Source organism: Streptomyces sp. NPDC032091 (assembly GCF_055580265.1).
Genome location: NZ_JBVILR010000032.1, coordinates 64,781 through 89,119, shown reverse-complemented (window position 1 = coordinate 89,119; position 24,339 = coordinate 64,781). Strand labels below are relative to the sequence as shown.

Annotated in this window: 21 protein-coding genes and 1 pseudogene; 6 read left to right on the top strand and 16 right to left on the bottom strand. The window is 71.7% G+C overall.

Annotated features, from left to right (window positions below):
- Positions 1–101, top strand: a pseudogene (locus tag ACZ5NJ_RS34740) (ATP-binding protein); the annotation flags it as partial.
- 133 nt (positions 102–234) lie between these two features.
- On the opposite strand, the gene ACZ5NJ_RS34735 reads toward ACZ5NJ_RS34740, so the two are convergent.
- On the bottom strand, positions 235–423 hold the full coding sequence (locus ACZ5NJ_RS34735; RefSeq protein WP_358892743.1) for an acyl-CoA carboxylase subunit epsilon: 189 nt from the start codon (positions 421–423) through the stop codon (positions 235–237).
- Between the two features lie 24 nt (positions 424–447).
- Positions 448–2,031 (bottom strand): acyl-CoA carboxylase subunit beta, encoded by a 1,584-nt coding sequence (locus ACZ5NJ_RS34730; RefSeq protein WP_468770348.1) that lies wholly within the window; start codon positions 2,029–2,031, stop codon positions 448–450.
- Positions 2,032–2,281: 250 nt separating this feature from the next.
- Here ACZ5NJ_RS34730 and ACZ5NJ_RS34725 point away from each other — a divergent pair, with 250 nt between their 5' ends.
- Entirely contained in the window at positions 2,282–2,902 is a 621-nt protein-coding gene (locus tag ACZ5NJ_RS34725) for a YceI family protein (RefSeq protein ID WP_468770346.1), read from the top strand.
- Between the two features lie 19 nt (positions 2,903–2,921).
- Here the strand turns inward: ACZ5NJ_RS34725 and ACZ5NJ_RS34720 are convergent, their stop codons facing one another.
- The 6 genes from ACZ5NJ_RS34720 to ureA all read right to left on the bottom strand — a co-directional run bounded on the left by ACZ5NJ_RS34720 (position 2,922) and on the right by ureA (position 10,519).
- Complete coding sequence (locus tag ACZ5NJ_RS34720; RefSeq protein WP_468770344.1) at positions 2,922–4,289, bottom strand: hypothetical protein; 1,368 nt, start codon at positions 4,287–4,289, stop codon at positions 2,922–2,924.
- Positions 4,290–4,354: 65 nt separating this feature from the next.
- The gene (gene cimA, locus ACZ5NJ_RS34715) at positions 4,355–5,977 is read right to left on the bottom strand and encodes a citramalate synthase (protein WP_468770343.1); all 1,623 of its coding nucleotides are present in this window, start codon (positions 5,975–5,977) and stop codon (positions 4,355–4,357) included.
- Between the two features lie 341 nt (positions 5,978–6,318).
- Positions 6,319–6,933: a TetR/AcrR family transcriptional regulator gene (locus tag ACZ5NJ_RS34710; RefSeq protein WP_468770342.1), complete on the bottom strand. Its 615-nt coding sequence runs from the start codon at positions 6,931–6,933 to the stop codon at positions 6,319–6,321.
- 38 nt (positions 6,934–6,971) lie between these two features.
- On the bottom strand, positions 6,972–8,027 hold the full coding sequence (locus ACZ5NJ_RS34705; RefSeq protein ID WP_468770340.1) for an agmatine deiminase family protein: 1,056 nt from the start codon (positions 8,025–8,027) through the stop codon (positions 6,972–6,974).
- Positions 8,028–8,060: 33 nt separating this feature from the next.
- On the bottom strand, positions 8,061–9,743 hold the full coding sequence (locus tag ACZ5NJ_RS34700; protein ID WP_468770358.1) for an urease subunit alpha: 1,683 nt from the start codon (positions 9,741–9,743) through the stop codon (positions 8,061–8,063).
- Between the two features lie 56 nt (positions 9,744–9,799).
- On the bottom strand, positions 9,800–10,519 hold the full coding sequence (ureA, locus tag ACZ5NJ_RS34695) for an urease subunit gamma (protein WP_468770338.1): 720 nt from the start codon (positions 10,517–10,519) through the stop codon (positions 9,800–9,802).
- A 157-nt stretch (positions 10,520–10,676) separates the two neighbouring features.
- Between ureA and ACZ5NJ_RS34690 the strand changes: the two genes are divergently transcribed.
- Positions 10,677–12,116 (top strand): cytosine permease, encoded by a 1,440-nt coding sequence (locus tag ACZ5NJ_RS34690; RefSeq protein WP_468770337.1) that lies wholly within the window; start codon positions 10,677–10,679, stop codon positions 12,114–12,116.
- Between the two features lie 98 nt (positions 12,117–12,214).
- Here ACZ5NJ_RS34690 and ACZ5NJ_RS34685 read toward each other — a convergent pair whose 3' ends face one another.
- The 4 genes from ACZ5NJ_RS34685 to ACZ5NJ_RS34670 form a co-directional block, all read right to left on the bottom strand.
- Complete coding sequence (locus ACZ5NJ_RS34685) at positions 12,215–13,300, bottom strand: branched-chain amino acid aminotransferase (RefSeq protein ID WP_468770336.1); 1,086 nt, start codon at positions 13,298–13,300, stop codon at positions 12,215–12,217.
- A 228-nt stretch (positions 13,301–13,528) separates the two neighbouring features.
- Positions 13,529–14,569 (bottom strand): 3-isopropylmalate dehydrogenase, encoded by a 1,041-nt coding sequence (locus tag ACZ5NJ_RS34680; protein WP_468770335.1) that lies wholly within the window; start codon positions 14,567–14,569, stop codon positions 13,529–13,531.
- Between the two features lie 82 nt (positions 14,570–14,651).
- On the bottom strand, positions 14,652–14,783 hold the full coding sequence (locus tag ACZ5NJ_RS34675; protein WP_365157860.1) for a hypothetical protein: 132 nt from the start codon (positions 14,781–14,783) through the stop codon (positions 14,652–14,654).
- A 261-nt stretch (positions 14,784–15,044) separates the two neighbouring features.
- Positions 15,045–15,944, bottom strand: coding sequence for a LysR family transcriptional regulator (locus tag ACZ5NJ_RS34670; RefSeq protein WP_468770333.1), 900 nt, complete (start codon positions 15,942–15,944; stop codon positions 15,045–15,047).
- 101 nt (positions 15,945–16,045) lie between these two features.
- Here ACZ5NJ_RS34670 and ACZ5NJ_RS34665 point away from each other — a divergent pair, with 101 nt between their 5' ends.
- The 3 genes from ACZ5NJ_RS34665 to ACZ5NJ_RS34655 all read left to right on the top strand — a co-directional run bounded on the left by ACZ5NJ_RS34665 (position 16,046) and on the right by ACZ5NJ_RS34655 (position 20,352).
- A complete protein-coding gene (locus ACZ5NJ_RS34665) occupies positions 16,046–17,059 on the top strand; it encodes an NADP-dependent oxidoreductase (protein ID WP_468770331.1) in 1,014 nt (337 codons plus the stop codon).
- 119 nt (positions 17,060–17,178) lie between these two features.
- Entirely contained in the window at positions 17,179–19,209 is a 2,031-nt protein-coding gene (locus ACZ5NJ_RS34660) for a phosphocholine-specific phospholipase C (RefSeq protein WP_468770330.1), read from the top strand.
- A gap of 441 nt (positions 19,210–19,650) precedes the next feature.
- Entirely contained in the window at positions 19,651–20,352 is a 702-nt protein-coding gene (locus ACZ5NJ_RS34655) for a nitroreductase family protein (protein ID WP_468770328.1), read from the top strand.
- Here the strand turns inward: ACZ5NJ_RS34655 and ACZ5NJ_RS34650 are convergent.
- From ACZ5NJ_RS34650 to ACZ5NJ_RS34635, 4 genes are all read right to left on the bottom strand, one after another.
- Entirely contained in the window at positions 20,349–20,549 is a 201-nt protein-coding gene (locus tag ACZ5NJ_RS34650; protein ID WP_468770326.1) for a hypothetical protein, read from the bottom strand. The two genes, ACZ5NJ_RS34655 and ACZ5NJ_RS34650, sit on opposite strands and share 4 nt — an antisense overlap.
- Complete coding sequence (locus tag ACZ5NJ_RS34645; protein WP_468770325.1) at positions 20,549–21,337, bottom strand: hypothetical protein; 789 nt, start codon at positions 21,335–21,337, stop codon at positions 20,549–20,551. The genes ACZ5NJ_RS34650 and ACZ5NJ_RS34645 overlap by 1 nt, the downstream gene beginning before the upstream one ends.
- 373 nt (positions 21,338–21,710) lie before the next feature.
- On the bottom strand, positions 21,711–23,342 hold the full coding sequence (gene pruA, locus ACZ5NJ_RS34640; RefSeq protein WP_468770324.1) for an L-glutamate gamma-semialdehyde dehydrogenase: 1,632 nt from the start codon (positions 23,340–23,342) through the stop codon (positions 21,711–21,713).
- A 30-nt stretch (positions 23,343–23,372) separates the two neighbouring features.
- Positions 23,373–24,299 carry a proline dehydrogenase family protein gene (locus tag ACZ5NJ_RS34635; RefSeq protein ID WP_468770322.1) on the bottom strand — a complete coding sequence of 309 codons (927 nt, stop codon included), beginning with the start codon at positions 24,297–24,299 and terminating at the stop codon, positions 23,373–23,375.
- Positions 24,300–24,339 lie beyond the last annotated feature (40 nt).

Below are 24,339 nucleotides of genomic sequence, written 5' to 3'. Positions count from 1 at the left end.
CCGACGCCCCCATCATCACCACCGACGCCCGCCACCGCGGCGACGCCAAGAGCGCACTCATCACCCTCGTCGAACACGCACTCATGGCACGGCTCCGGTAGGCGCAGCACGGCTGCGAAAGGCCCCCGCGCCCTGGGCGCGGGGGCCTTCGCCATACCCGTGTACGGGGAGAAACGGCGAAGGCCCCGCACCGTGGACGGTGCGGGGCCTTCGGACGTGTCGCGTCGCCGCTGCTCAGCCCTGCCAGCTGTGCGGGGCCTGGAAGCCGCGGCTGCGCTCCAGCCGGCGCCAGCCGGCGGTGGAACGGCGGGTGGGGGCGGCCTCGTCGGGGGTGGCGGCGGCGCGGGCGAGCAGGATCGCGGTGATCGCGGCCAGCTCCTCGGGCGCGGCGTTGCCCTTCTCTACCTTCAGCAGGGTGCTCATCGGTGGCAGGTCTCCTCAGCTCGTTTACTGCGGCGGGTTGCCGTGCTTGCGAGACGGCAGATCGGCGTGCTTGGTGCGGAGCATCGCGAGGGCGCTGACGAGCACCGCGCGGGTCTCGGCGGGGTCGATGACGTCGTCGACGAGGCCGCGCTCGGCCGCGTAGTACGGGTGCATCAGCTCGGCCTTGTACTCCTTGACCATGCGGGCGCGCATGGCCTCGGGGTCCTCGGCGTCCGCGATCTGCTTGCGGAAGATCACGTTGGCCGCGCCCTCCGCGCCCATGACGGCGATCTCGTTGGTGGGCCAGGCGTAGGTGAGGTCGGCGCCGATGGACTGGGAGTCCATGACGATGTACGCGCCGCCGTAGGCCTTGCGCAGGATCAGGGAGATCCGCGGGACGGTGGCGTTGCAGTACGCGTACAGCAGCTTGGCGCCGTGGCGGATGATGCCGCCGTGCTCCTGGTCGACGCCCGGCAGGAAGCCGGGGACATCCAGCAGCGTGACGATCGGGATGTTGAAGGCGTCGCACATCTGGACGAAGCGCGCGGCCTTCTCGGACGCGTGGATGTCCAGGACGCCGGCGAGGTGGCCGGGCTGGTTGGCGATGATGCCGACGACCTGACCGTCGAGGCGGGCCAGGGCGCAGATGATGTTGCGGGCCCAGCGCTCGTGGACCTCCAGGACGTCGCCGTCGTCGACGAGCTCCTCGATGACCTTGAGCATGTCGTACGGGCGGTTGCCGTCCGCGGGGACCAGGTCCAGGAGGACGTCCGAGCGCCGGTCGACCGGGTCGGTGTTCTCGTGGACCGGGGGGTTCTCGCGGTTGTTGGAGGGGAGCATCGTGATGAGGTAGCGAACCTCGGCGATGCAGGTCTCCTCGTCGTCGTACGCGAAGTGCGCGACGCCGGAGGTCTCGGCGTGCACGTCGGCGCCGCCGAGGCCGTTCTGGGTGATCTCCTCACCGGTGACGGCGCGGACGACGTCGGGGCCGGTGATGAACATCTGCGAGGTGTCGCGGACCATGAACACGAAGTCCGTCAGCGCCGGGGAGTACGCGGCGCCGCCGGCGCAGGGGCCCAGCATGACCGAGATCTGCGGGATGACGCCCGAGGCCTTGGTGTTGCGCTGGAAGATGCCGCCGTAGCCGGCAAGGGCGGAGACGCCCTCCTGGATACGGGCGCCCGCGCCGTCGTTGAGGGAGACCAGCGGGGCACCGGCCGCGATGGCCATGTCCATGATCTTGTGGATCTTGGTGGCGTGGGCCTCGCCCAAGGCGCCGCCGAAGATGCGGAAGTCGTGCGCGTAGACGAAGACCGTGCGGCCCTCGACCGTGCCCCAGCCGGTGATGACACCGTCGGTGTACGGCTTCTTCGCCTCCAGCCCGAACCCGGTCGCCCGGTGCCGGCGGAGCTGCTCGACCTCCCGGAAGGAACCTTCGTCGAGCAGGAGCGCGATGCGCTCGCGGGCGGTCAGCTTGCCCTTGGCGTGCTGCGCCTCGGTCGCGCGCTCGCTGGGGCCGCGCCGGGCCTCCTCGCGGAGGGAGTGCAGCTCGGCCACGCGCCCGCGGGCGTCCGTCGGCTCGCTCGGAGTCTGGTCCACAACGGTCATGTACCGACCTTACGAAGCCGGGCCGTCAAAACCCTCCGTTGGTTCCGCACAGTCTCCGACCCTTCCGGCTGTGCGGGCCGGACAGAACCGCCGGAGCATGCAGGGACTCCCCCAGCGCGGGCCGTTGCCCTTTGTGGGTGTCCTACAAAACCACACCCGAACGGGTGATGTAGTTGAAATTTGAACGGAATGGCCCTAGCGTTGCTCTTGTTGAACCTTGAACCAATCGCAGACTTCCCAGGAGGACGTCATGGCTCTCTTCTCCCGCCGCAACCGCACCGCCGCCGAGGTCGCGCCCAGCGCGGTCGCCACGCTCGACGTCGACCCCGCGCTCGCCGCGCTCACCGGTGACTACGTCATCGACGCCGCCCACAGCAGCATCGGCTTCACCGTGCGCCACGCGATGGTGACCAACGTCCGCGGCTCCTTCGCCGAGCACGAGGGCGCGCTGCACCTGGACGGCCGCGACCCCGCCCGCTCCACCGCCTCGATCGACGTCAAGATCGCCTCGGTGAGCACCGGCATCGCCGACCGTGACGCCCACCTGCGCAGCGGTGACTTCTTCGACGCCGAGACCTTCCCGCTGATGACGTTCCGCTCCACCGCGGCCGCCTACGTCGGCGGTGACACCTACCGCATCACCGGTGACCTGACCATCAAGGACGTCACCCGCCCGCTCTCCATCGACCTGGAGTTCACCGGCTCGGCCACCGACGTGTACGGCAACGAGCGCGTCGGCTTCGAGGGCTCGGCTGAGATCCTGCGCTCCGACTGGGGCCTGACCTGGAACGCCGCGCTGGAGACCGGTGGCGTGATGGTCAGCGACAAGGTGAAGCTGACCTTCGACATCTCCGCGATCAAGCAGGCCTGACCGGCGCCCCCGGGGGCGGCTACCAGCCGCCCCCGCCGTCGAAGCCGCCGCCCCCGTCGAAGCCGCCACCGCCGCCGAAGTCCCCGCCGCCGAAGTCGGACGGGTTGAAGTCGGCCCCGGAGACGTCCCCGCCCTCGAACCCTCCCCCGAACGTCCCGCCGCCGAAGTCGGACGCGTAGGCGGCGCCGGACATCATCGACCCCAGCACCGTGCCCACCAGCAGGCCGGGCAGCATCCCGCCGCCGAAGTAGCCGCCCGCCCAGGGCCCGTAGGCCGGGCCGGCGTCGTAGTAGGGGCGCCGCCCGTACTCGGTGTCGACCGTGCGCACCGCCGGGTCCAGGCCGTCCCGCAGCCGGACGGCGTCCGCCGCGCAGACCGGGACCGTGCGCGCCGCCCCGCCCGGCGGGGCCCACTGCGCGTCCTCGGTGCTCGGCCCGTGCCGGGGGTCGAAGAAGCAGGGCGCGCGCCGCTCGGGCACGGGTTCGCCGCGCCGTCGGGCGTCGAGGCACGCGAGGGCGTACCGCCCGTCCTCCAGCGCCCGGGTCACCCCCTGGACCTCCTCGGGCCGCTGCACCGAGGCCATGATCTGCTTGGCCCGCTCGTAGGAGTCGAGACCCCGCTCGTAGTCCTTGCGCATGGCGTCGTCGGCGCCGGGCTCGCCGGGGTGGAAGTCGAGCCGTTCGAGTTCCTCGCCGAAGGCGGTGATGTCCTCGTCGACGACCACGCCCAGCCGTGCGACGGCCTCCCGCCGCGCCTCTTCCTTCTTCTTGCGGTTCCGCTTGACCAGCAGGTAACCGCCCCCGCCGCCGAGTACGGCCACCGCGCCGAGGGCGATCAGGGTCCCGGCGGAAGATCCGCCGCCGCCGGCCCCGCCGCCCCAGGAGGCCGGGGCGTGGCCCTTCATCTGCGGGAGGGCCTGGTCCACGAAGGTGTTCAGCTCGGTCGCGGCGTCCGCCGTCCCGCCCGCCTTCACGGCGTCGGTGAGGTTGCGGACGGCGTTGCGCGGCATGACGGACCCGTCGGCCCCGGCGTTGAAGCCGTCGCCGAGCCGGATGGCGTACAGCCCGGTGATCCCGGTCTCGGTGCGGACCGTGCGCAGCACGCTGTCGGCCGGGAACGCGGGGGTGGCGGGCAGCACGGCGACGAACAGCGGCTTGCCGGCCGCCTTGATCTTCGCGGCCAGGGCGTCCGCCTGCGCCTGCGACAGCTGCGCGGAGGCGCCGGGGTCGACGTAGACCGGGCCCTTTTTGAGCGCCTCGCCGACGGCCGCGGTCCCGCCGTCGGCCGCGGCCGCCGCCGGGGCGCCGCCGAGCGCCCCCACGGACAGGGCCAGCAGCAGACCGGACAGCATCGATCCCACGCGTACGGACATCAGCCTGGTCCTCATGGGAACGACGCTACCCGAACCGGACCTTTCCCGTGTGAGCCGGGCATAAGGGCCGGTCCGGAGGGCTACTCCGCCGGTTCCACGCCCGCGTGCAGGAGGCCGTAGGTGTAGGCGTCCTCCAGGGCCTGCCAGGAGGCGGCGATGACGTTCGGGGCGACGCCCACCGTGTTCCATTCGCGGGTGCCGTCGGTCGTGGAGATCAGGACGCGGGTCGTGGACTCCGTGCCGTGCTTGCCCTCCAGGATGCGGACCTTGTAGTCGATCAGCTCGAACTTGGCCAGCTGCGGGTAGAAGCGCTCCAGCGCGACGCGCAGGGCCCGGTCCAGGGCGTTCACGGGGCCGTTGCCCTCGGCCGTGGCGACGATGCGCTCCCCCTTGGCCCACAGCTTGACCGTGGCCTCGTTGGCGTGGGTGCCGTCCGGGCGGTCCTCGACGATCGCGCGCCAGGACTCCACGCGGAAGTACTTGCGGGCCCGGCCCTCGGCCTCGGCGCGCAGCAGCAGCTCGAAGGAGGCGTCGGCGGCCTCGTACGTGTAGCCCGCCAGCTCGCGCTCCTTGACCCGCTCGACCACGCGGGCGATCAGGGCGCGGTCCCCGCCGAGGTCGACGCCGAGCTCCTTGCCCTTGAGCTCGATGGAGGCGCGGCCGGCCATGTCGGAGACCAGCATGCGCATGGTGTTGCCGACGCGCTCGGGGTCGATGTGCTGGTACAGGTCCGGGTCGACCTTGATCGCCGAGGCGTGCAGGCCCGCCTTGTGCGCGAAGGCGGAGACGCCGACGTACGGCTGGTGGGTGGAGGGGGTGAGGTTGACGACCTCCGCGATGGCGTGGGAGATGCGGGTCATCTCGGCCAGCGCGCCCTCGGGGAGGACCGTGCGGCCGTACTTGATCTCCAGGGCGGCGACGACGGGGAAGAGGTTGGCGTTGCCGACGCGCTCGCCGTAGCCGTTGGCGGTGCACTGGACGTGCGTGGCGCCCGCGTCGACGGCGGCGAGGGTGTTGGCGACGGCGCAGCCGGTGTCGTCCTGGGCGTGGATGCCCAGGCGGGCGCCGGTGTCGGCGAGGACGGTGGCGACGACCGCGCTGATCTGCGCGGGGAGCATGCCGCCGTTGGTGTCGCAGAGGACGACCACGTCGGCGCCGGCCTCGTGGGCGGTGCGCACGACGGACTTGGCGTACTCGGGGTTGGCGCGGTAGCCGTCGAAGAAGTGCTCGCAGTCGACGAAGACGCGCCGGCCCTGGGAGACCAGGTGGGCGACGGTGTCGCGGACCATCTCCAGGTTCTCGTCCAGGGTGGTGCGCAGGGCGAGCTCGACGTGCCGGTCGTGGGACTTGGCGACGAGGGTGATCACCGGGGCGCCGGATTCCAGGAGGGCGCGGACCTGCGGGTCCTGGGCGGCGGAGCCGCCGGCCCGGCGGGTGGCGCCGAAGGCGACCAGCTGGGCGTTCCTGAAGTCGATCTCGGCGCGGGCGCGGGCGAAGAACTCGGTGTCGCGGGGGTTGGCGCCGGGCCAGCCGCCCTCGATGAAGCCGACTCCGAAGTCGTCCAGGTGCCGGGCGATGGCCAGCTTGTCCGCGACCGTGAGGTTGATGCCCTCACGCTGGGCACCGTCGCGCAGGGTGGTGTCGAAGACGTGGAAGCCGTCGTCGAGTGCCTCTGCCGGCGCAGTCGCCTCTGTCGTCGTCATGCTGATCTGACTCCTGTCGGATGAGTGGTTCCGGAGACCGGGGATCCACTGCCCCCATCATCGCGCGCTGTCCGTTTCCGGCATGATTTCGGCCGGTAAACGAAAAGACCCCTCGCGGGTGCGAGAGGTCTGCGCGCGGGTCTGAGGCACGGTGGCCGCTGCCGCGGAGGTCGTCCACGGTTCAGCGGTCACAGAGGACCGGCGCGCTGCTGGCCATAATCATGAGCTGAGCAGACACGCTGGCAGTCTGTCACACGCTCCAGCGATCCTGGACGCCGGTCTCAGCATGCGGGCACCCCTCGTCCGGCAGGCGGCCGTCCCCGGCCCGCGGCCCGCGGAGGCTAGGCGGCGAGGGCTTCGGCGAGGAACTCCCCTACGTGGTCCAGGATGTCCTCGCGCCCTATGCCGGGCAGGCCGACGGCGACCTGGATGCTGAACCCGTCGAGCAGGGCACGCAGGCGGGCCGCGAAGCGGTCGGGGTCCACCGCGCGGAACTCGCCGCGCGAGATCCCCTCGGCGAGCAGGGCGACGAGGTCGCGGTGCCAGGCGCCTTCGATGGCGGCCTGCCGGTCGCGTTCGCCCGGGCCCGCGTTCTGGGAGCGGTTCCAGACCTCCAGCCACAGGGTCCAGTGCGGGTCGCGGGGGCCGTCGGGCACGTACAGGTCCACGTACGCGCGCAGCCGCTCGCCCGCCGCCCCGCGGCGCGCGAGCAGGGACCTGCGGCGGGCGCCGAGCGCCGCCTCGCTCCACTCCAGGGTCTGCAGCAGCAGTTCGTCCTTGCTGCGGAAGTAGTAGAGGAGGTGGCCGCTGCTCATGCCGACCTGCCGGCCGAGGCCGGCCATGGTCAGCCCGTCGAGTCCGCGTTCGGCGATGGTGGCCATGGCGGCGGCGAGTACGTCCTCGCGCGGGGGCGCGTTCTTGCGCGCCGCCCGTACCGGTACTCCGCCCGCCGCCATGGGTCACTCCTTCGTCAGATCACGGGGCCGCCTCGGGTTCAGACCTTCGGCTGCTGCTGGGTGATGCAGTGGATACCGCCACCCCCGGCGAAAATCGTACGTGCGTCAACGAGGGTCACGGTCCGCTCGGGGAACAGTCCGCGGAAGATCTCGGCGGCCTCCTCGTCGCGGGGGTCGTCGAAGGAGCACAGGACGACGCCGCCGTTGCAGAGGTAGTGGTTGATGTAGGAGTAGTCCACCCACTCGCCGTCCTCCTCCAGCACCGTCGGCGCCGGGATCTCCACGACCTCCAGCTGCCTGCCCTGCGCGTCGGTGGAGGCGCGCAGGATGGCGGCGATGGTCTTGCAGCGCTCGTGGTCCGGGTGGGCCGGGTCGGGCTGGGTGTGGACCATGACCACGCCGGGGCGGGCGAAGGCGGCGACGATGTCGACGTGGCCCTGGGTGCCGTAGGTGCCGTAGTCGCCGGCCAGGCCGTAGGGCAGCCAGATCGCCTTGGTGGTGCCGAGGTGGGCGTGGATCTCCCGCTCGACCTGCTCGCGGGTCCAGTCGGGGTTGCGGCCCTTGCCCAGCTGCACGGTGTCGGTGAGGAGCACGGTGCCCTCGCCGTCGACGTGGATGGCGCCGCCCTCGTTGACGAGCGGGGTGCTGAAGGTGCGGGTGCCGACGAGGTCGGAGATGTGCCGGGCGATCTTGGAGTCGTGGTCCCAGCGGGCCCACTCCTGGGCCCCCCAGCCGTTGAAGGTCCAGTCGACCGCGGCCAGCTCGCCGGCGTCGTTGGTGACGAAGGTCGGGCCGATGTCGCGCATCCAGGCGTCGTCGAGGTCGCGCTCGACCAGCTCGACGTCGTCGCCGACCACGGCGCGGGCGCTGTCGGCGTCCCCCGGGGAGACCACGAGGGTCACCGGCTCGTACGCGCGCACCGCGCGGGCGACGGCGCCCCAGGCCTGGCGGGCCTCGGCGAGCTCCTGCTCGTTGGTGAAGGTGGGGTTGGGGCTGGGCCAGGCCATCCAGGTGCGCTCGTGGGGCGTCCACTCGGCGGGCATCCGGAAACCGTGGGCGGCGGGCTTGGCGGGGCTCGCGGGCTGTGCAGTCATGGGGAGGTCCTTAGGGCTTGCAGGCTGTGCCGTTTACAAGAAGTACAGGCGGTTGAGGGAGACCGATTCGGCCGCTTCGGAGCGCAACGGTTCCCCGTCGAGGGAGACGAGTCCGCTGCGCGCGTCCACGTCGACCGCGCCCACCCGGGAGTTGAGGAGCATGTCCTTGGGGCCGATGCCGCGGGTGCCGCGTACGGCGACGCGGCGGCGGCGGGTCGGCATCTCGTCGGAGCCGAGGGCGGCGGCGGCCGCCGAGACGAAGGCGACGGAGATGTCGGCGGCGGTGGCCCCGTAGGAGCCGAACTGCGGGCCGAGGACCAGTGGTTCGCAGGTGTCGGTGGCGGCGTTGGGGTCGCCGGTGACCCCGTACGCCGGGAAGCCGGACTTCAGGACCAGCTGCGGCTTGGCGCCGAAGAACGCCGGGCGCCAGAGCACGATGTCGGCGAGCTTGCCGATCTCGATGGAGCCGATCTCGTGGGCCAGGCCGTGGGCGATGGCCGGGTTGATGGTCAGCTTGGCCATGTAGCGCAGGACGCGGGCGTTGTCGTCGCCCTCGCCGTCGCCCTCCAGGGGGCCGAGCTCGCCCTTCATCTTCGCGGCCATGGCGAAGGTCCGCCGGATGGTCTCGCCGGCGCGGCCCATGCCCTGGGCGTCGGAGGAGGTGATGCCGATGGCGCCCAGGTCGTGCAGGACGTCCTCGGCCCCCATCGTGCCGGCGCGGATGCGGTCGCGGGCCATGGCGGCGTCGCCGGGGAGGTCCGGCTTGAGGTCGTGGACGGAGACGATCATGCCGTAGTGCTCGGCGACGGCGTCCCGGCCGAAGGGCAGGGTGGGGTTGGTGGAGGAGCCGATGACGTTCGGCACGCCCGCCATCTTCAGGACGTTGGGGACGTGCCCGCCGCCGCAGCCCTCGATGTGGAAGGCGTGGATGGTGCGGCCTTCGAGGACGCGCAGGGTGTCCTCGACGGAGAGGCACTCGTTGAGGCCGTCGCTGTGCAGGGCCACCTGCACGTCGTGCTCCTCGGCCACGCGCAGGGCGGTGTCCAGGGCGCGGGTGTGGGCGCCCATGTCCTCGTGGACCTTGAAGCCGGAGGCGCCGCCCTCGGCGAGGGCCTCGACCAGGGGCGCGGCGTCCGAGGAGGAGCCGCGGGCGAGGAAGCCGATGTTGACGGGCCAGGCGTCGAAGGCGTTGAAGGCGTGCTTGAGCGCCCACGGGGAGTTCACGCCGACGCCCCAGACGGGGCCGAACTCCTGGCCGATGACGGTGGTGACGCCCGCGGCGAGCGAGGCCTCCATGATCCGCGGGGAGAGCAGGTGGACGTGGGTGTCGACGGCTCCGGCGGTGGCGATCAGGCCCTCTCCGGAGACGATGCTCGTACCGGTGCCGACGACGACGTCCACCCCGTCGAGGGTGTCCGGGTTGCCGGCCCGGCCGATCGCGTGGATCCGGCCCTCGCGGATGCCGATGGACACCTTCTTGATGCCGAGCACCGCGTCGATGACCAGGACGTTGCTGATGACCACGTCGCAGGTCTCGCGGACGGCGGCGCCCTTGAGGTGGAGGCCGTCGCGGGCGGTCTTGCCGAAGCCGGCCAGGAACTCGTCGCCCGGCTTCTGGGCGTCGTGCTCGACGCGGACGGTCAGCCCGGAGTCGCCGAGCCGGACCCGGTCGCCGGCGCGGGGGCCGAAGACGGAGGCGTACTCGTGCGGGTCGATGTGCCGGCTGCCCGGGGCACAGTGGGCGCTGTGGTCGCTGTGGGCGGTCTGACGGCTCACGCCTGGTCTCCTTGCGGGGCGTCTGCGGTGGGTGCGGCCGCGCCCAGGTAGCCGCAGGCGGCGGCGCGGGCCAGGGCCTCGGCCTTGGCGCCGGGGGCGTCGAGCGGACCGTCGACCAGGCCCGCGAAGCCGATGGCGATCCGGGCGCCGCCGATCGGGACCAGGCCCACCTCGCCCTCGCCGTGCGGGTCGAACCGCACGGAGGAGCCGGCCGGGACGCACAGCCGCATGCCGTAGGCCGCGGCGCGGTCGAAGTCCAGGCGGGGGTTGGCCTCGAAGAAGTGGAAGTGGGAGGTGACGCTCACCGGCACGGATGCGGTGTTGCGCACCCTCAGGTGCACGACCGGCTCCGGCTGGGGAGCGCCGGGGCCGGGTACGACCGCCCCGGGGGCGTCCTCGCCGAGCGGGGCGGCGCCCTGGATGGGGGACGAGACCACCGCGAGGCGGGACCCGTCGTCGAAGACGGCCTCCACGTGCACCTCGGTGACCACGTCGGCCACGCCGGGCAGTACGTCGCCGGGGCCGAGGACGCTCCGGGCCTCCTCGATGGCCTCCGCCAGGCGCTTGCCGTCGCGCGCCGCCTCGCAGACCGTGTCGGCGATCAGCGCCGTGGCCTCGGGGACGTTGAGCCGCAGGCCCCGGGCCCGGCGGGCCCTGGCCAGTTCTGCGGCGCTGCGCAGCAGCAGCCGGTCGCGCTCCGTAGGGGTCAGCCGCACGCCGATCCACCACCTTTTGAGTCGATGGGTTAGAGCATCACTCTAACTCTTCATTTCTCTGCTGGGAATCATTGACCTGGGAGCAGGGCTTGAGTCACATTGAGTGTCGCTCAAACGAATAGACCCCCCACCCCCGCCGTGCCAAGGGAGTCCCCCCATGCCCATCGAACAGCGCGGAGTCGACACCATCCCGGAGGAGGAGCGGACGAGCGGTCCCCGTGACCTGATGTCGATCCTGCTCGGCTCCAACCTCTGCCTCGGTGTGATCGTCTTCGGCTGGCTGCCCCCGTCCTTCGGACTGGGTCTGGTCCCCTCGCTCACCGCCATCGTGACCGGCACCGTGGTCGGTATCGCCTTCACCGCGCCGCTCGCGCTGGTGTCCCTGCGGACCGCGACGAACCTGTCGACCTCCAGCGGAGCGCAGTTCGGCGTACGCGGGCGCCTCGTGGGCTCGGTCGTGGGCCTGCTGCTCGCGCTCGGCTACACGGCGCTGACCCTGTGGATCGGCGGTGACGTGATGGTGGGCACGCTGACCCGCCTCGTCGGACTGCCGGACAACGGCCTCACGCACTCCCTGATGTACGGGGTGCTGGCGGCGTTCACCGTGGTCGGGGCCGTGTTCGGCTACCGGCTGCTGCTGCGCATGAGCAAGGCGCTCTCGATCGTCATGGTGATCCTGCTGGGCGTCGGCATATACGCCTACGCCCCCGGCTTCACCACCGCCGCCCCGCCGGACACCTCGTACCTGCTGGGCTCCTTCTGGCCGACCTGGATCCTCGCCGTCGTCGCCGCCGGGCTCAGCGGCCCGGTCGCCTTCATCACCCTGCTCGGCGACTACACGCGCTACGTCTCCCCGCGCCGGCACAGCTCCCGCACGGTCTACTGGGCCACCTGTACCGGCCTGCTCTTCGGCCTGCTGGTCCCGCAGCTCTTCGGCACGTACACCGCGCTGGCCGCCCGGGCCGGGGCCGACTACGCCGGACCGCTCGTGGCCGCCGCCCCCTTCTGGTACCTCGTGCCGCTGCTCTTCGCCGCCGCGGCGGGCTCGGTGGGCAACGCCGGCCTGATGCTCTACTCCATGGGCCTGGACCTGGACGCCATCGTGCCGAAGGCCACCCGTACGAAGGCCACCGTGATCGCCGCGGCCGTCGCCACCGCGTTCGTCTTCTTCGGGTCCTTCGAGTGGAACGTCCAGTCCGCGATGACGTCGTTCGTCCTGCTGCTGACCGCGATCGGCACCCCGTGGGCCGTGATCACCCTGATCGGCTACGTCCGCTGCCGCGGTGAGTACGACGCCGACGCCCTCCAGGTGTTCAACCGCCGGGCCCGCGGGGGCGTCTACTGGTACCGCGGGGGCTGGAACCTCCGCGCCACCGCCTCCTGGGCGGCCGGCGCGGTCGTGGGACTGGCCGCCGTGTCGACCCCGGTGTACGAGGGCCCGCTGCTGGCCCTCACCGGCGGGGTGGACTGCAGCTTCGTCCTGTCGGGGCTGGTCGGCGGCGCGATCTACCTGGCGCTGACCCTCCGCTCGCCGGCGGACGCGGCCGCCGGGCCCGCGGAGCAGGCGGAGCGGACCGCGGTGGCGGTCGAAGCGTAAGGGCGGCGGGAGCACCGACCCGCTCCTCCCCGCCCGGGAACGGCCGAAGGCCCCCGCGCCCAGTGCGCGGGGGCCTTCGGCCGTTCGGGGTGCGCGCTCTAGCCGAGCGGGTGCATCCAGCCGTGGGTGTCGGCGCGGTGACCGGTCTGGAGGTCCAGGAGCGCCTTGCGGAGCTTCATGGTGACCTCGCCGGGCTCGCCGTCGCCCTGGGTCCAGTTGGCGCGCTCGGACTTGACCGAGCCGACCGGGGTGATGACGGCGGCGGTGCCGCAGGCGAAGACCTCGGTCAGCGTGCCGTTCTCGTTGTCGCGCTTCCAGTCCTCGGTGGAGATGCGCCCCTCCTCGGCGGTGTAGCCGAGGTCGCGGGCGATGGTGAGGAGGGAGTCGCGGGTGATGCCCGGCAGGAGGGAGCCGGTCAGCTCGGGGGTGACGATGCGGTCGCCGTACACGAAGTACAGGTTCATCCCGCCCATCTCCTCGATCCAGCGGTGCTCGACGGCGTCCAGCCAGACGACCTGGTCACAGCCGTGCGAGGCCGCCTGGGCCTGGGCGACGAGGGAGGCGGCGTAGTTGCCGCCGGTCTTGGCGGCGCCGGTTCCGCCCTTGACGGCGCGGACGTACTCCTCCGACAGCCAGACGGAGACGGGCTTGACGCCACCGGGGAAGTAGGCGCCGGCGGGCGAGGCGATGACCATGAACAGGAACTCGTTGGCCGGGCGGACGCCCAGGCCGACCTCGGAGGCGAACATGAACGGGCGCAGGTACAGGGAGGCCTCGCCGGAGTTCGGCACCCAGCCGCTGTCCTGCTTGATCAGGGCGTCGCAGGCCTCGATGAACAGCTCGGTCGGCAGCTCCGGCATGGCCATGCGGCGGGCGGAGGCCCGGAAGCGCTCGGCGTTGGCCTCGGGACGGAAGGTGGCGACGGTACCGTCGGGCTGGCGGTAGGCCTTGAGCCCCTCGAAGATCGTCTGCGCGTAGTGCAGGGTCATGTTGGCCGGGTCGATCGACAGCGGCGCGTAGGGGACCAGCTCGGCGTCGTGCCAGCCGCGGCCCTCGGTCCACTTGATCGTCACCATGTGATCGGTGAAGTGGCGGCCGAAGCCGGGGCTGGCCAGGATCGCCTCTCGCTCCGCGTCGGACAGCGGGTTCGAGGAGGGCTTGAGCTCGATCGTGGGCGTCGTCATGAGTGCTTGTCCTTCACCGTTGTGTATGGCGGACCGCGCTCATGCGTACGTACCAGGACGTCCGAGCTTCCCCGTATACCGCGGCCTCGCGTTCGATTATCGCGCGCGCGGGGGTCGTCGGTGAAACGGGGTGATGCGGCCCACGGGAGATGGTGGCACCCGGGGCCGTGCAGGAGAAGCCGCCGGGTGATGGTGCGTACCCGGCGGCTTCTGAGTGGCGCTGCCGGGTCAGCCGGCTACTCGCGCGGCGAGGGCGTCGCCGATCGCGTCGGTGGAGCGGAAGGTTCCGTCGCGCTCGGCGAGGTCGGCGGAGACGGCCTCCTCGATGCGCACGGCCTGCCCCTCGTAGCCGAGGTGGCGCAGCAGGAGGGCGACGGACAGGATCGTCGCGGTCGGGTCGGCCTTGCCGGTGCCGGCGATGTCCGGGGCCGAGCCGTGGACGGGCTCGAACATCGACGGGAAGGCGCCGGTCGGGTTGATGTTCCCGGAGGCGGCCAGGCCGATCCCGCCGGTGACGGCGGCGGCCAGGTCGGTGAGGATGTCACCGAAGAGGTTGTCCGTGACGATGACGTCGAAGCGCTCGGGCTGGGTGACGAAGAAGATCGTCGCGGCGTCGACGTGCAGGTAGTCGGTGGTGACCTCGGGGTACTCCTGGCCGACCTTGTCGAAGATGTTCTTCCACAGGTGGCCCGCGTACACGAGGACGTTGTTCTTGTGGACGAGCGTCAGCTTCTTGCGCGGACGGGAGTCGGCCCGCTCGTACGCGTCCCGCACCACGCGCTCCACACCGTACGCGGTGTTGACGCTGACCTCGGTGGCGACCTCGGCCGGGGTGCCGGTGCGCAGGCTGCCGCCGTTGCCGGTGTACGGGCCCTCGGTGCCCTCGCGGACGACGACGAAGTCGATGTCCGGGCGACCGGCCAGCGGGGTGGCCGTGTTCGGGAAGAGCTTCGAGGGGCGCAGGTTGATGAAGTGGTCGAAGGCGAAGCGGAGCTTCAGCAGCAGACCGCGCTCCAGGACGCCGGACGGGACCGACGGGTCGCCGATGGCGCCGAGGAGGATCGCGTCGTGGTGCTTGAGCGCTTCGAGCTCGGCGTCCGGGAGCGTCTCGCCGGTGCGGTGCCAGCGCTGGGCGCCGAGGTCGTATTCCTTGGTCTCCAGCTTCACATCCTGCGGCAGGACCGCGGTAAGGACCTTGAGGCCCTGAGCCACGACTTCCTGGCCGATGCCATCACCGGGGATCACTGCGAGATTGATGCTGGTCGACATGCCGGAACCGTACTCCTTGTCCCAGCCTTCGGGCATATCGCGTCCACCATATGGACGCGATATGCCCGAAGGCCCGAGACGCTCAGTGCCCGGTCGAGCCGCCGTTGTCACGGCGGTCCAGGGCGCGCTGCAGGGCGGCCGCGGCGTTCTTGCGGTCGTCGTCGGCCGGGGAGGAGTGGCGGACGCGGCGGGAGGCGGCGGTGGTGGGGGTCATGGTGATCGACTCCTTGAGATCACGGCGTGGCGGGGCCACGGATGAGGGGTTCCTTCAAGGCGCCGGAAGAGGCGGGGAGCCGTGCGCCGCAGGGGTTGCCTGCCAGGGGCGCGCGCTCACGACCGCCATTCGCTGGATGTGCGAGACGTTCGGCTCCTACAAAGCTAGGACAGGTGCGGCTGTATGTCTCCGCAATTACTCGGACTTCCTACTATCTGAGATGCGAAACCCCTCGGAAGGCCCCGCCCAGCGGCTCCGTTTTCAGGCCGCTACGGCCCTGAGTTCCCTGATCAGAGCCCTGACCGCGAGGGTGGAGGCCGATTCCGATGTGGTGACGTATCCCACCTTCCTCACCGGCCTCTGCGGCCCCAGATCGGCGATCTCGACGGAGTCGGTGGCCTCGCGGAGCGACAGCTCGGGCATGATCGCCATCCCCAGGCCCCGGCCGACCATTGTCAGCACCATCGCGTCGTCCTCCGCCTTGACCGTGGCCGCAGGGATCCAGTCCTGGGCCGCCCACCACCGACGGGTGTAGGAACCGCAGTTCTCGTCCCAGTCCAGCAGCGGCAGCGTCTTCGGGTCCGGGTGTCCGGCGGGGTGCACCAGTGCGTACGCCTCGCTGGCGAGCACCCCGGTCAGCAGCCCGGGCGGTACGTCGCCGGGCGCGCCCAGCGTCGCGATCCCCAGGTCCGCCCGGCCGGCCGCCACCTCCCCCGCCGTCCCGGGGCCGAGTTCGCGCACCACCCGCACCTCGGGCCGGATCCCGGGGTGCAGGACGGCGAGGCGCTCCAGCGCGGGCGGCAGCAGGTGCAGGGCCGCGCTGCGGAAGGCGGCGACGCGCAGGGTCCCCTCCAGGGCGCCGCCGGCCCCGCCCGCGCCGCCGGCCGCGGCCCGGCCGGCGGCCCGGGCCTCCGCGCCGAGGACCTCGTACAGGCGCAGGATGCGCCGCCCGAGGGCCACGGCCCGCTCCCCCGCCGGGGTGGGGCTGGCGCCGGAGCGGCCGCGCTCGAACAGCACCGCGCCGACCTTGCCCTCGCTGCCGCGCACCGAGTGCGAGACGGCCGACTGGCTGATGCCGAGCCGGCCTGCCGCGGCGGAGAAGCCGCCCGTCTCGGCGACGGCGACCAGCACCCTGAGTTCCTGCGGGGCGAGTTCGGTCACGGGGGTTCCCACCTCGGTGTATGAGCGGTGTTCATGGATGTGCGGCTTCCATGAGGGCAACCCCCTGCCCGGGCCCGGGATTCCTTCCTACCGTCGTCGCCATGAACGCCGACACCGCTCACGCCGTCCACCAGATCGCCCGCCCGACGGGTTTCCCCGTCGCCTCCGACTTCGCGTACGTCTCCTCGCCCGTCCCCGAACCCGCCCCCGGCACCGCCCTGGTGGAGAACCTGCTGCTGTCCGTCGACCCGTACCACCGGGGGCTGATGGACGGCGGCGAGGGCGGCTTCGAGCTGAACGCCCCGCTGGAGGGGCGGTCGGTGGGCCGGGTGCTCGCCTCCCGCGACCCGGGCCTGGCGGAGGGGGACCTCGTCTTCCACCGGGCCGGCTGGCGCACCCACGCCCTGGTCACCCTGGGCGTGGACGGCACCCGCAAGCTCCGCGGCCACGAGGGCGTCCCGCTGGAGGCCTACCTGTCGATCCTGGGCGGCACGGGCCTGACCGCCTACGCCGCCCTCACCCGGACCGCGGCCCTGCGCGAGGGCGAGGACCTGTTCGTCTCCGCCGCGGCGGGCGGCGTCGGCACCGCCACCGGGCACATCGCCCGGCTGCTCGGCGCCCGCCGGATCATCGGCAGCGCCGGCTCGGCGGCGAAGGTCGCCCACCTCACCGGGGCCCTCGGCTTCGACGCCGCCTTCGACTACCACGACGGCCCGGTCGGCGAGCAGCTGGCGCAGGCCGCCCCGGACGGGATCGACGTCTACGTGGACAACGTGGGCGGCGACCACCTGGAGGGCGCGATCGACTCCCTGCGCGAGTACGGGCGGATCGCCTGGGTCGGCGCGATCTCGATGTACAACGGCGACCGCTCGCCGGCCGCGCCCCGCAACCTCTTCGAGGTGGTGCACAAGTCCCTGCGGCTGGAAGGAGTATTGGTTCGAAACCACACCAATCTTCAGGACGAGCTGGAGGACTTCCTGGTCCCGCACCTGCGCAGCGGCCGGATCGGCACCGACACCACCGTTCTCCAGGGCTTCGACCACACGGTGGAGGCGTTCCTGGGCATGCTGCGCGGGGAGAACCTGGGCAAGATGCTGGTCCGCACGACCGGTTGATTCCTGCCGACCGGATGTTCACCGATTTCTTACCGCACGGATGTAGACCTTTGAGGCGGCCGCCGCCACGCTTGCCGACAATGTGCCAGCCGGGCACTTGAGTTGGAGGCGAGCAGCCAGTGACACCCATCAGCCGCAGGGGTTTCGTGGGGATCGGCGCCGGGCTCGTGGCGGGGGCGGCCCTGCCCGCCGCCCTGCCCACGACGGCGGCCGCGGCCGCCGCGACGGGCACGATCACCGATGTGAGGCACGTGGTGATCCTGATGCAGGAGAACCGCAGCTTCGACCACTACTTCGGCAGGCTCAAGGGCGTCCGCGGCTTCGGCGACCGCGCCTGCGGCAACATCCCGGGCGGCTGGGGCACCTTCAACCAGCCCAACTGGGGCGGCCGCCAGTACCCGTGGAAGCTGTCCGCCACCCCGGCGGCGGGCGGCGCCGACAGCGCGACCCTGGCCCAGTGCACCGGCGACCTCCCGCACAGCTGGACCTCGCAGCACGCCGCGTGGAACGGCGGCCGGATGGATAACTGGGTCGCCGGCGTCGGCAAGACCCACACCCTGGGCCACCTGGAGCGGGCCGACATCCCCTTCCACTACGGGCTCGCCGACAACTACACGATCTGCGACGCCTACTTCTGCTCCACCCTCAGCGCCACCGGCCCCAACCGCACCTTCCTGTGGAGCGGCAAGGTGGACGCGGGCAGCAAGGACGGCGGCGACGAGTCGGGCCTGACCTGGGAGACCTACGCGGAGGCCCTCCAGCGGGCCGGGATGACCTGGAAGGTCTACCAGAACGCCCAGGACAACTACGGGGACAACGGCCTCGCCTACTTCAGGAAGTTCACGGACGCCGCCCCCGGGAACCCGCTGTGGGACCGGGGCATGGCCTCCGTCCCCAAGGTCACCGGCTCCACCCCGGACGACATCGCGGCGGCGATCCGCGCCGACGTGGTCGCCGGGACCCTGCCCCAGGTGTCCTGGGTGGTGGCGAGCGAGGCCTTCTCGGAGCACCCCTACGCCCCACCCGGCGACGGCGCGCACTTCGTGGACCTGGTCTACCGCGCGCTCGCCGCGAACCCGGAGGTCTTCGACTCCACGGTCCTGTTCCTCAACTACGACGAGAACGACGGCTTCTTCGACCACGTCGCCCCGCCGGTGGCCCCGCCCGGCACCCCGGACGAGTACATCGACGGCGTCCCGATCGGCCTGGGTTTCCGCGTCCCTATGCTGGTGATGTCCCCCTGGACGCGCGGCGGCTGGGTCAGCTCCGAGGTCTTCGACCACACCTCCGTCCTGCGCTTCATGGAGACCTGGACGACGGCCCTGGGCACCCCCGCCCTCTGCCCCAACATCAGCGCCTGGCGCCGCAAGGTGACCGGCGACCTGACGGGCGTCTTCGACTTCGCGCACCCCGTGTACGGGGTCCCGGCGGGCCTGCCCTCCACGGCGAAGGTCATCGGCCAGTCCACCTGCGGCCCGCTGCCCAACCCGGTGCCGCAGGACAACGCCCTGCCGGTCCAGGAGGCCGGAACGCGTCCGGCCCGCGCCCTCCCGTACCAGGTCAACGGCAACCTGGACCGCTTCGAGTTCGGGCCGATGGGCAAGATCCTGGCCTGGTTCTCGATGACGAACCAGGGCTCGCAAGCCCGGCGGGCGGCGCACTTCTCGATCCACCCGCACCAGTACCGGGACACGGGGGCCTGGCAGTACACGGTGGAGCCCGGGGCCACGTCCTCCGACTACTTCTCCATCGGCCTGGGCGCCGGCTCGGGCAAGTACGACATCTCGATGTACGGCCCGAACCGCTTCCTGCGCCGGTTCATCGGCGACGCGACCAAGCCCGGCGGGTCCCTGGAGGTCGCGGCCCGCTACGCGGTCGAGTCGGGCACCGGCAAGATGGCGATCTGGTTCAAGATGACCAACGCCTCGGCCTCCCCGGTCACCTTCACCATCCGCTCGAACGCCTACCGCTCGGACGGCCCCTGGACGTACACGGTCCCGGCGAACTCCTCCCGCGAGGACTTCTTCAACGCGGTGGCCTACAGCAAGGGCTGGTACGACTTCACCGTCCTGGCCGACTCCGACGGCACCTGGTCCCGCCGCTACACGGGGCACATCGAAACGGGCGCTGCGAGCATCACGGGCAGCTGACCCCGCACCGCGGCGGGGAGCCCGACCGGGAAAGGCCGGAAACACGCGGGGGCCCGGCCTCCCCCGGCTCCCCGCCGTACGCTCCCGCGGCGCGGCGCCCGCTCCCGCCGGGGGGTATCCGGAGCCCCTCCGGCGCGGCCGGCCGCGGCGGCCGGTCCAGTCCCCGCCCGGCGCCGCCCCGCAGGTCGACGCCGGTCCGCGGCCCCCGGGCGGCCGCGGTGGTCCGGCGGCGGGCGGCGGCCCGGCCGACGCCGCCGGAACGCCCCGACGGGCCCGGCGACAGCGCCCCGGCCGACCGGGGGCGGAGCGTGCCGGGCCGTCGTCCCGCTCCGCGAATCGACCGACGTTCGCCAGCGCCATAACCCCCATCCCCGTACACAACGGGCGTTGGCCGCTGCCGCGACCCTGGCCACAGGGGTGCCACCGCGTGAAGATCTGCGCATGTCGCCAGAGACCCAGCAGTGGACCCCCACCCATGGCCAGCCCTACCGGCCCGTCGCCTACCGTCCCGCGCGCATGCCCGGCCCCGAGTCCCTCGCGCGCGCGGCGGAACTGCGGGCCCGGATGGACGAACGCCGCACGGTGCGCCACTTCTCCTCCGACCCCGTCCCCGAACAGGCGGTCCGCGACGCCATCGCCTGCGCCGCCACCGCGCCCTCGGGGGCGCACCAGCAGCCGTGGACGTTCGTCCTGGTCAAGGACCCGGCGGTCCGCCGGCAGATCCGCGCCGCCGCCGAACAGGAGGAGCAGATCTCCTACGACGGCCGCCTCGGCGACGAATGGCTGGCGGCCCTGCGCCCCATCGGCACCGACGCCGTCAAGACCCACCTGACGGACGCCCCGGCCCTGATCGTGGTCTTCCAGCAGCGGTACTGGCTCGGCCCGGACGGGGACAAGCGCAAGCACTACTACGTGGACGAGTCGGTCGGCATCGCGGTCGGCATGCTCCTGACGGCCCTCCACCTCTCGGGCCTGGCGGCCCTCATCCACACCCCGAGCCCGATGCGCTTCCTGAGCCACGTCCTGGGCCGCCCGGAGAACGAGAAGGCCTTCGCGGTGATCCCGGTGGGCTACCCGTCGGATGACTGCGAGGTCCCGGACCTGATCCGCAAGTCCCTGGACCAGGTCCTCTTCGAGGTCTAGGCGCCGCTGTCGGGCCTGGCGGGCGGCGTCGGGCCCGGCTGCCCACCCAGCGCCTCCGCGAGCCGCATCCCGATCCGCACGCGGTCCTCGGGCGTACCGGCGTCCATGGCCGCCCGCACGTGGCGCAGGATGAGCCAGTCTCGTACGACCTTGGCGACGCCGAGTACGGCCGCCGTGAGGACCGCCGCGGTCAGCATCACTGGTACCTCCGCTCGATCGACGCGGTGGCCCGGGCGATCTCCCCGTCCGTGTGTGTGAAGTCCATGCACCGAACGGTCACCTCTGCACCGCCGAGCCTGATCACGCCGGGACGGGCGGCCGACGCACCCGGTTCGGGGTACCCCCCTGCCTGGGGCTCGGCAAGACCACTGCGGCGCAGCAACTGCTCCATCTCCCGGGCTCCAGGAGCGCAGCACCACTCCAGCACGAGGTCCTGGTACTGGTGGCAGTACGAGTTCACCCAGCCGTGGGCGCTCCCCGTACGGTTGACCAGCGCCGGACGGCGAAGCAGCCGACTCAGCAGACGGTCGCGGGAGGCAGGGTCCGGCCCGGCCATCGCGGTGTGCGTCCAGAGGTGTAGTTCCTCCAGCTCAGCAGGATGTGGCGCGCCGCCTGCGATGCGGCCCACGTACCGCAGCCCGTCGCCGTCGTCCGGAAGCCGCCAGGAGCTGGGGACGTCCCGCAGGCGAATGGTTCCGCCGCCGGCGGCATCCCGCAGGGTCAGCCCCTCCGTGTCGGAGGTGACCCGCAGGCCGGGCACCCCGCGCAGGCCCCCGTACCCCTCGTCGAGACGGGGCAGCAGCTCGGTGACGACCCGCCGGGCCATCCGCTTGTGGAGCCGGAGGGCGAGGCCGTCCGCCGACGGCACAGCGGCGACGACGCCGAACACAGCCCCGTCGAGCTGTCCGTCGCGAAGGGCGTCGCCTGCGGTCAGCGCGACCATTGCTTCGAAGGCGCGCTGGGCCGAGTCGGCCGCGTCGGGCACAGGTAGGCGGCGGGTGATCAGACCGGCTTCGGCCCAGCTGAGGCAGGTACGGTGCGGCAATCCGGTGGCTGCGCGGCAGATGGACGCGGCACGGTGGTGATTGTCTGTACGCCTGGACATACGTCTCCCCGGGCGCCGGCCCCGGTACGGGCGCGTAGAGGTTGCGTATCTCCTAGCGGTCTGTCCCACCCCGTACGGGAACTCGTCAGAGCCCTTGGCTCCCTCGGGATACCGGGCCCGAGTGGCGGAGCTGGTCGCCGTACACGACAACTGTGCTCAGGCTAGCAGGAGTTGCCGAGGGGGGAAATGGAGACCGCCCCCGCTCCGGGCTTGGGGGTACCGGAGCGGGGGCGGGGTTCAGCAGGGGCCGGGGTCAGCCCATGTGGGGGTAGCCGTACTCGGTCGGCGGGACCAGGGTCTCCTTGATGGAGCGGGTCGAGGTCCAGCGGAGCAGGTTGGACGCCGCGCCCGCCTTGTCGTTGGTGCCCGAGGCACGGCCGCCGCCGAAGGGCTGCTGGCCGACGACGGCGCCGGTCGACTTGTCGTTGATGTAGAAGTTGCCCGCCGCGAAGCGGAGCTTCTCCATCGTGTCGGCCGCCGCGTAGCGGTCCTGGGCGATGACGGAGCCGGTCAGGGCGTACGCCGAGACGTTCTCCATCTGGGCCAGCATCGCGTCGTACTCCGCGTCGTCGTAGACGTGCACCGCGAGGATCGGGCCGAAGTACTCGGTCGTGAAGACCTCGTTCTCCGGGTCCGTGCACTCGATGACGGTCGGGCGGACGAAGTAGCCCTCCGTGTCGTCGTACGTGCCGCCCGCGACGATCGTGCAGGTCGGGTCGGCCTTCGCACGGTCGATGGCGGCCTTGTTCTTCGCGAAGGAGCGCTCGTCGATGACCGCGCCGATGAAGTTCGACAGGTCGCGGACGTCACCCATGGCGATGCCGTCGACCTCGGCCGCGAACTGCTCCTTGAAGCCGTCGTTCCAGATCGACGCCGGGACGTAGGCGCGCGAGGAGGCCGAGCACTTCTGGCCCTGGAACTCGAAGGAGCCGCGGGTCAGGGCGGTCTTCAGGATCGCGCGGTCCGCGGACGGGTGCGCGACGACGAAGTCCTTGCCGCCCGTCTCGCCGACCAGGCGCGGGTACGAGCGGTACTTCTCGATGTTGTTGCCGACCGTCTTCCACAGGTACTGGAAGGTCTTGGTCGAGCCGGTGAAGTGGATGCCGGCCAGCTCGGGGTGGTTCAGGGCCACCTCGGAGACGGCGATGCCGTCGCCGGTCACCAGGTTGATGACGCCCTTGGGCAGGCCGGCCGCCTCCAGGAGCTCCATGAGGAGGACCGCGGAGTGGGTCTGCGTCGGGGACGGCTTCCAGACGACCACGTTGCCCATCAGGGCCGGGGCGGTCGGCAGGTTGCCGGCGATGGCCGTGAAGTTGAACGGGGTGATCGCGTAGACGAAGCCTTCGAGCGGGCGGTGGTCGCTGCGGTTCCACACGCCGGCGGAGTTCGCGGCCGGCTGCTCGGCCAGGATCTGGCGGGCGAAGTGGACGTTGAAGCGCCAGAAGTCGACGAGCTCGCACGGGGTGTCGATCTCGGCCTGCTGCGCGGTCTTCGACTGGCCCAGCATGGTGGAGGCGGCCAGCTTCTCGCGCCACGGGCCGGCCAGCAGCTCGGCGGCGCGCAGGATGATCGCGGCGCGGTCGTCGAAGGACATCGCGCGCCAGGCCGGGGCGGCGGCCAGGGCGGCGTCGACGGCCTCCTGGGCGTCGGCCTGGGTGGCGTTGGCGTACGTGCCGATGACCGACTTGTGGTCGTGCGGCTGGACGACGTCGAAGCGCTCGCCGCCACCCATCCGCTTGACGCCGTTGATCGTCATCGGGAGGTCGATCGGGTTCTCGGACAGCTGCTTGAGCTGGATTTCGAGGCGCGCGCGCTCCGCGCTGCCCGGGGCGTACGAGTGGACCGGCTCGTTGACCGGGGCGGGGACCTGGGTCACAGCATCCATGGGGCGATAACTCCTTGACCTGGTTCTTGGCTAGTTCTTGGTGATCATCGAGCGGAGGAAGAACAGCAGGTTGGCCGGCTTCTCCGCGAGGCGGCGCATGAAGTAGCCGTACCAGTCCGTGCCATAGGCCGTGTAGACCCGCATGCGATGACCCTCGGAGGCGAGCCGGAGGTGCTCCTCGCTGCGGATGCCGTAGAGCATCTGGAACTCGTACTCGTCCAGCTTGCGCCCGGCCTGCCGGGCGAGCTCCTGCGCGATGGAGATCAGGCGCGGGTCGTGCGACCCGATCATCGGGTAGCCGTCGCCCTCCATGAGGATGCGCATGATCCGGACGTACGCCTTGTCGATCTCGGCCTTGTCCAGGTACGCGACCTCGGCGGGCTCCTTGTAGGCGCCCTTCACGATCCGGACGCGGCTGCCGGCGGCGGCCAGGCGGCGGGCGTCGGCCTCGGTGCGGAAGAGGTAGGCCTGGATCACGCAGCCGGTCTGCGGGAAGTCCCGGCGCAGCTCCTCGTGGATGGCGAACATCGAGTCGAGGGTGGTGTGGTCCTCGGCGTCGAGGGTCACGGTGGTGCCGATGGCGGCGGCGGCCTCGACGACCGGGCGGACGTTGGCGAGGGCGAGCTCGTGGCCGCCCTCCAGCGCCTGGCCGAACATCGACAGCTTGACGGACATCTCGACCGCCTCGCCCAGCCCCAGCTCCTTGAGGCGCTCGATGAGCTCCAGGTAGGCGTCCCGGGCGGCGTACGACTGCTCGACGGCGGTGATGTCCTCGCCCACGACGTCGAGGGTGACCTCAAGGCCCTTGCGGGTGAGCTCCTCGACGATCGGGATGACCTGCTCGACCGTCTCACCGGGGATGAAGCGGTTGACCACCGGCTTGGTCACCGGGGCGGCAGAGACGATTCGGCGCATCTTGTCGCTGCGCGAAGCGGCGAGGATCGCGGGACCCAGCACGGGGCACCTCCAACGGGTGGCAGAAGCGGAGATACGGGCG

Coding starts and splice junctions, on each gene's coding strand:
- pruA (WP_468770324.1), bottom strand. CDS start 23,342: ATGGATGCTGTGACCCAGGTCCCCGCCCCGGTCAACGAGCCGGTCCAC.
- ACZ5NJ_RS34730 (WP_468770348.1), bottom strand. CDS start 2,031: ATGACCGTTGTGGACCAGACTCCGAGCGAGCCGACGGACGCCCGCGGG.
- ACZ5NJ_RS34675 (WP_365157860.1), bottom strand. CDS start 14,783: ATGACCCCCACCACCGCCGCCTCCCGCCGCGTCCGCCACTCCTCCCCG.
- ACZ5NJ_RS34735 (WP_358892743.1), bottom strand. CDS start 423: ATGAGCACCCTGCTGAAGGTAGAGAAGGGCAACGCCGCGCCCGAGGAG.
- ACZ5NJ_RS34680 (WP_468770335.1), bottom strand. CDS start 14,569: ATGTCGACCAGCATCAATCTCGCAGTGATCCCCGGTGATGGCATCGGC.
- ACZ5NJ_RS34655 (WP_468770328.1), top strand. CDS start 19,651: ATGTCGCCAGAGACCCAGCAGTGGACCCCCACCCATGGCCAGCCCTAC.
- ACZ5NJ_RS34665 (WP_468770331.1), top strand. CDS start 16,046: ATGAACGCCGACACCGCTCACGCCGTCCACCAGATCGCCCGCCCGACG.
- ACZ5NJ_RS34685 (WP_468770336.1), bottom strand. CDS start 13,300: ATGACGACGCCCACGATCGAGCTCAAGCCCTCCTCGAACCCGCTGTCC.
- ACZ5NJ_RS34690 (WP_468770337.1), top strand. CDS start 10,677: ATGCCCATCGAACAGCGCGGAGTCGACACCATCCCGGAGGAGGAGCGG.
- ACZ5NJ_RS34725 (WP_468770346.1), top strand. CDS start 2,282: ATGGCTCTCTTCTCCCGCCGCAACCGCACCGCCGCCGAGGTCGCGCCC.
- ACZ5NJ_RS34710 (WP_468770342.1), bottom strand. CDS start 6,933: ATGGCGGCGGGCGGAGTACCGGTACGGGCGGCGCGCAAGAACGCGCCC.
- ACZ5NJ_RS34650 (WP_468770326.1), bottom strand. CDS start 20,549: ATGCTGACCGCGGCGGTCCTCACGGCGGCCGTACTCGGCGTCGCCAAG.
- ACZ5NJ_RS34705 (WP_468770340.1), bottom strand. CDS start 8,027: ATGACTGCACAGCCCGCGAGCCCCGCCAAGCCCGCCGCCCACGGTTTC.
- ACZ5NJ_RS34720 (WP_468770344.1), bottom strand. CDS start 4,289: ATGAGGACCAGGCTGATGTCCGTACGCGTGGGATCGATGCTGTCCGGT.
- cimA (WP_468770343.1), bottom strand. CDS start 5,977: ATGACGACGACAGAGGCGACTGCGCCGGCAGAGGCACTCGACGACGGC.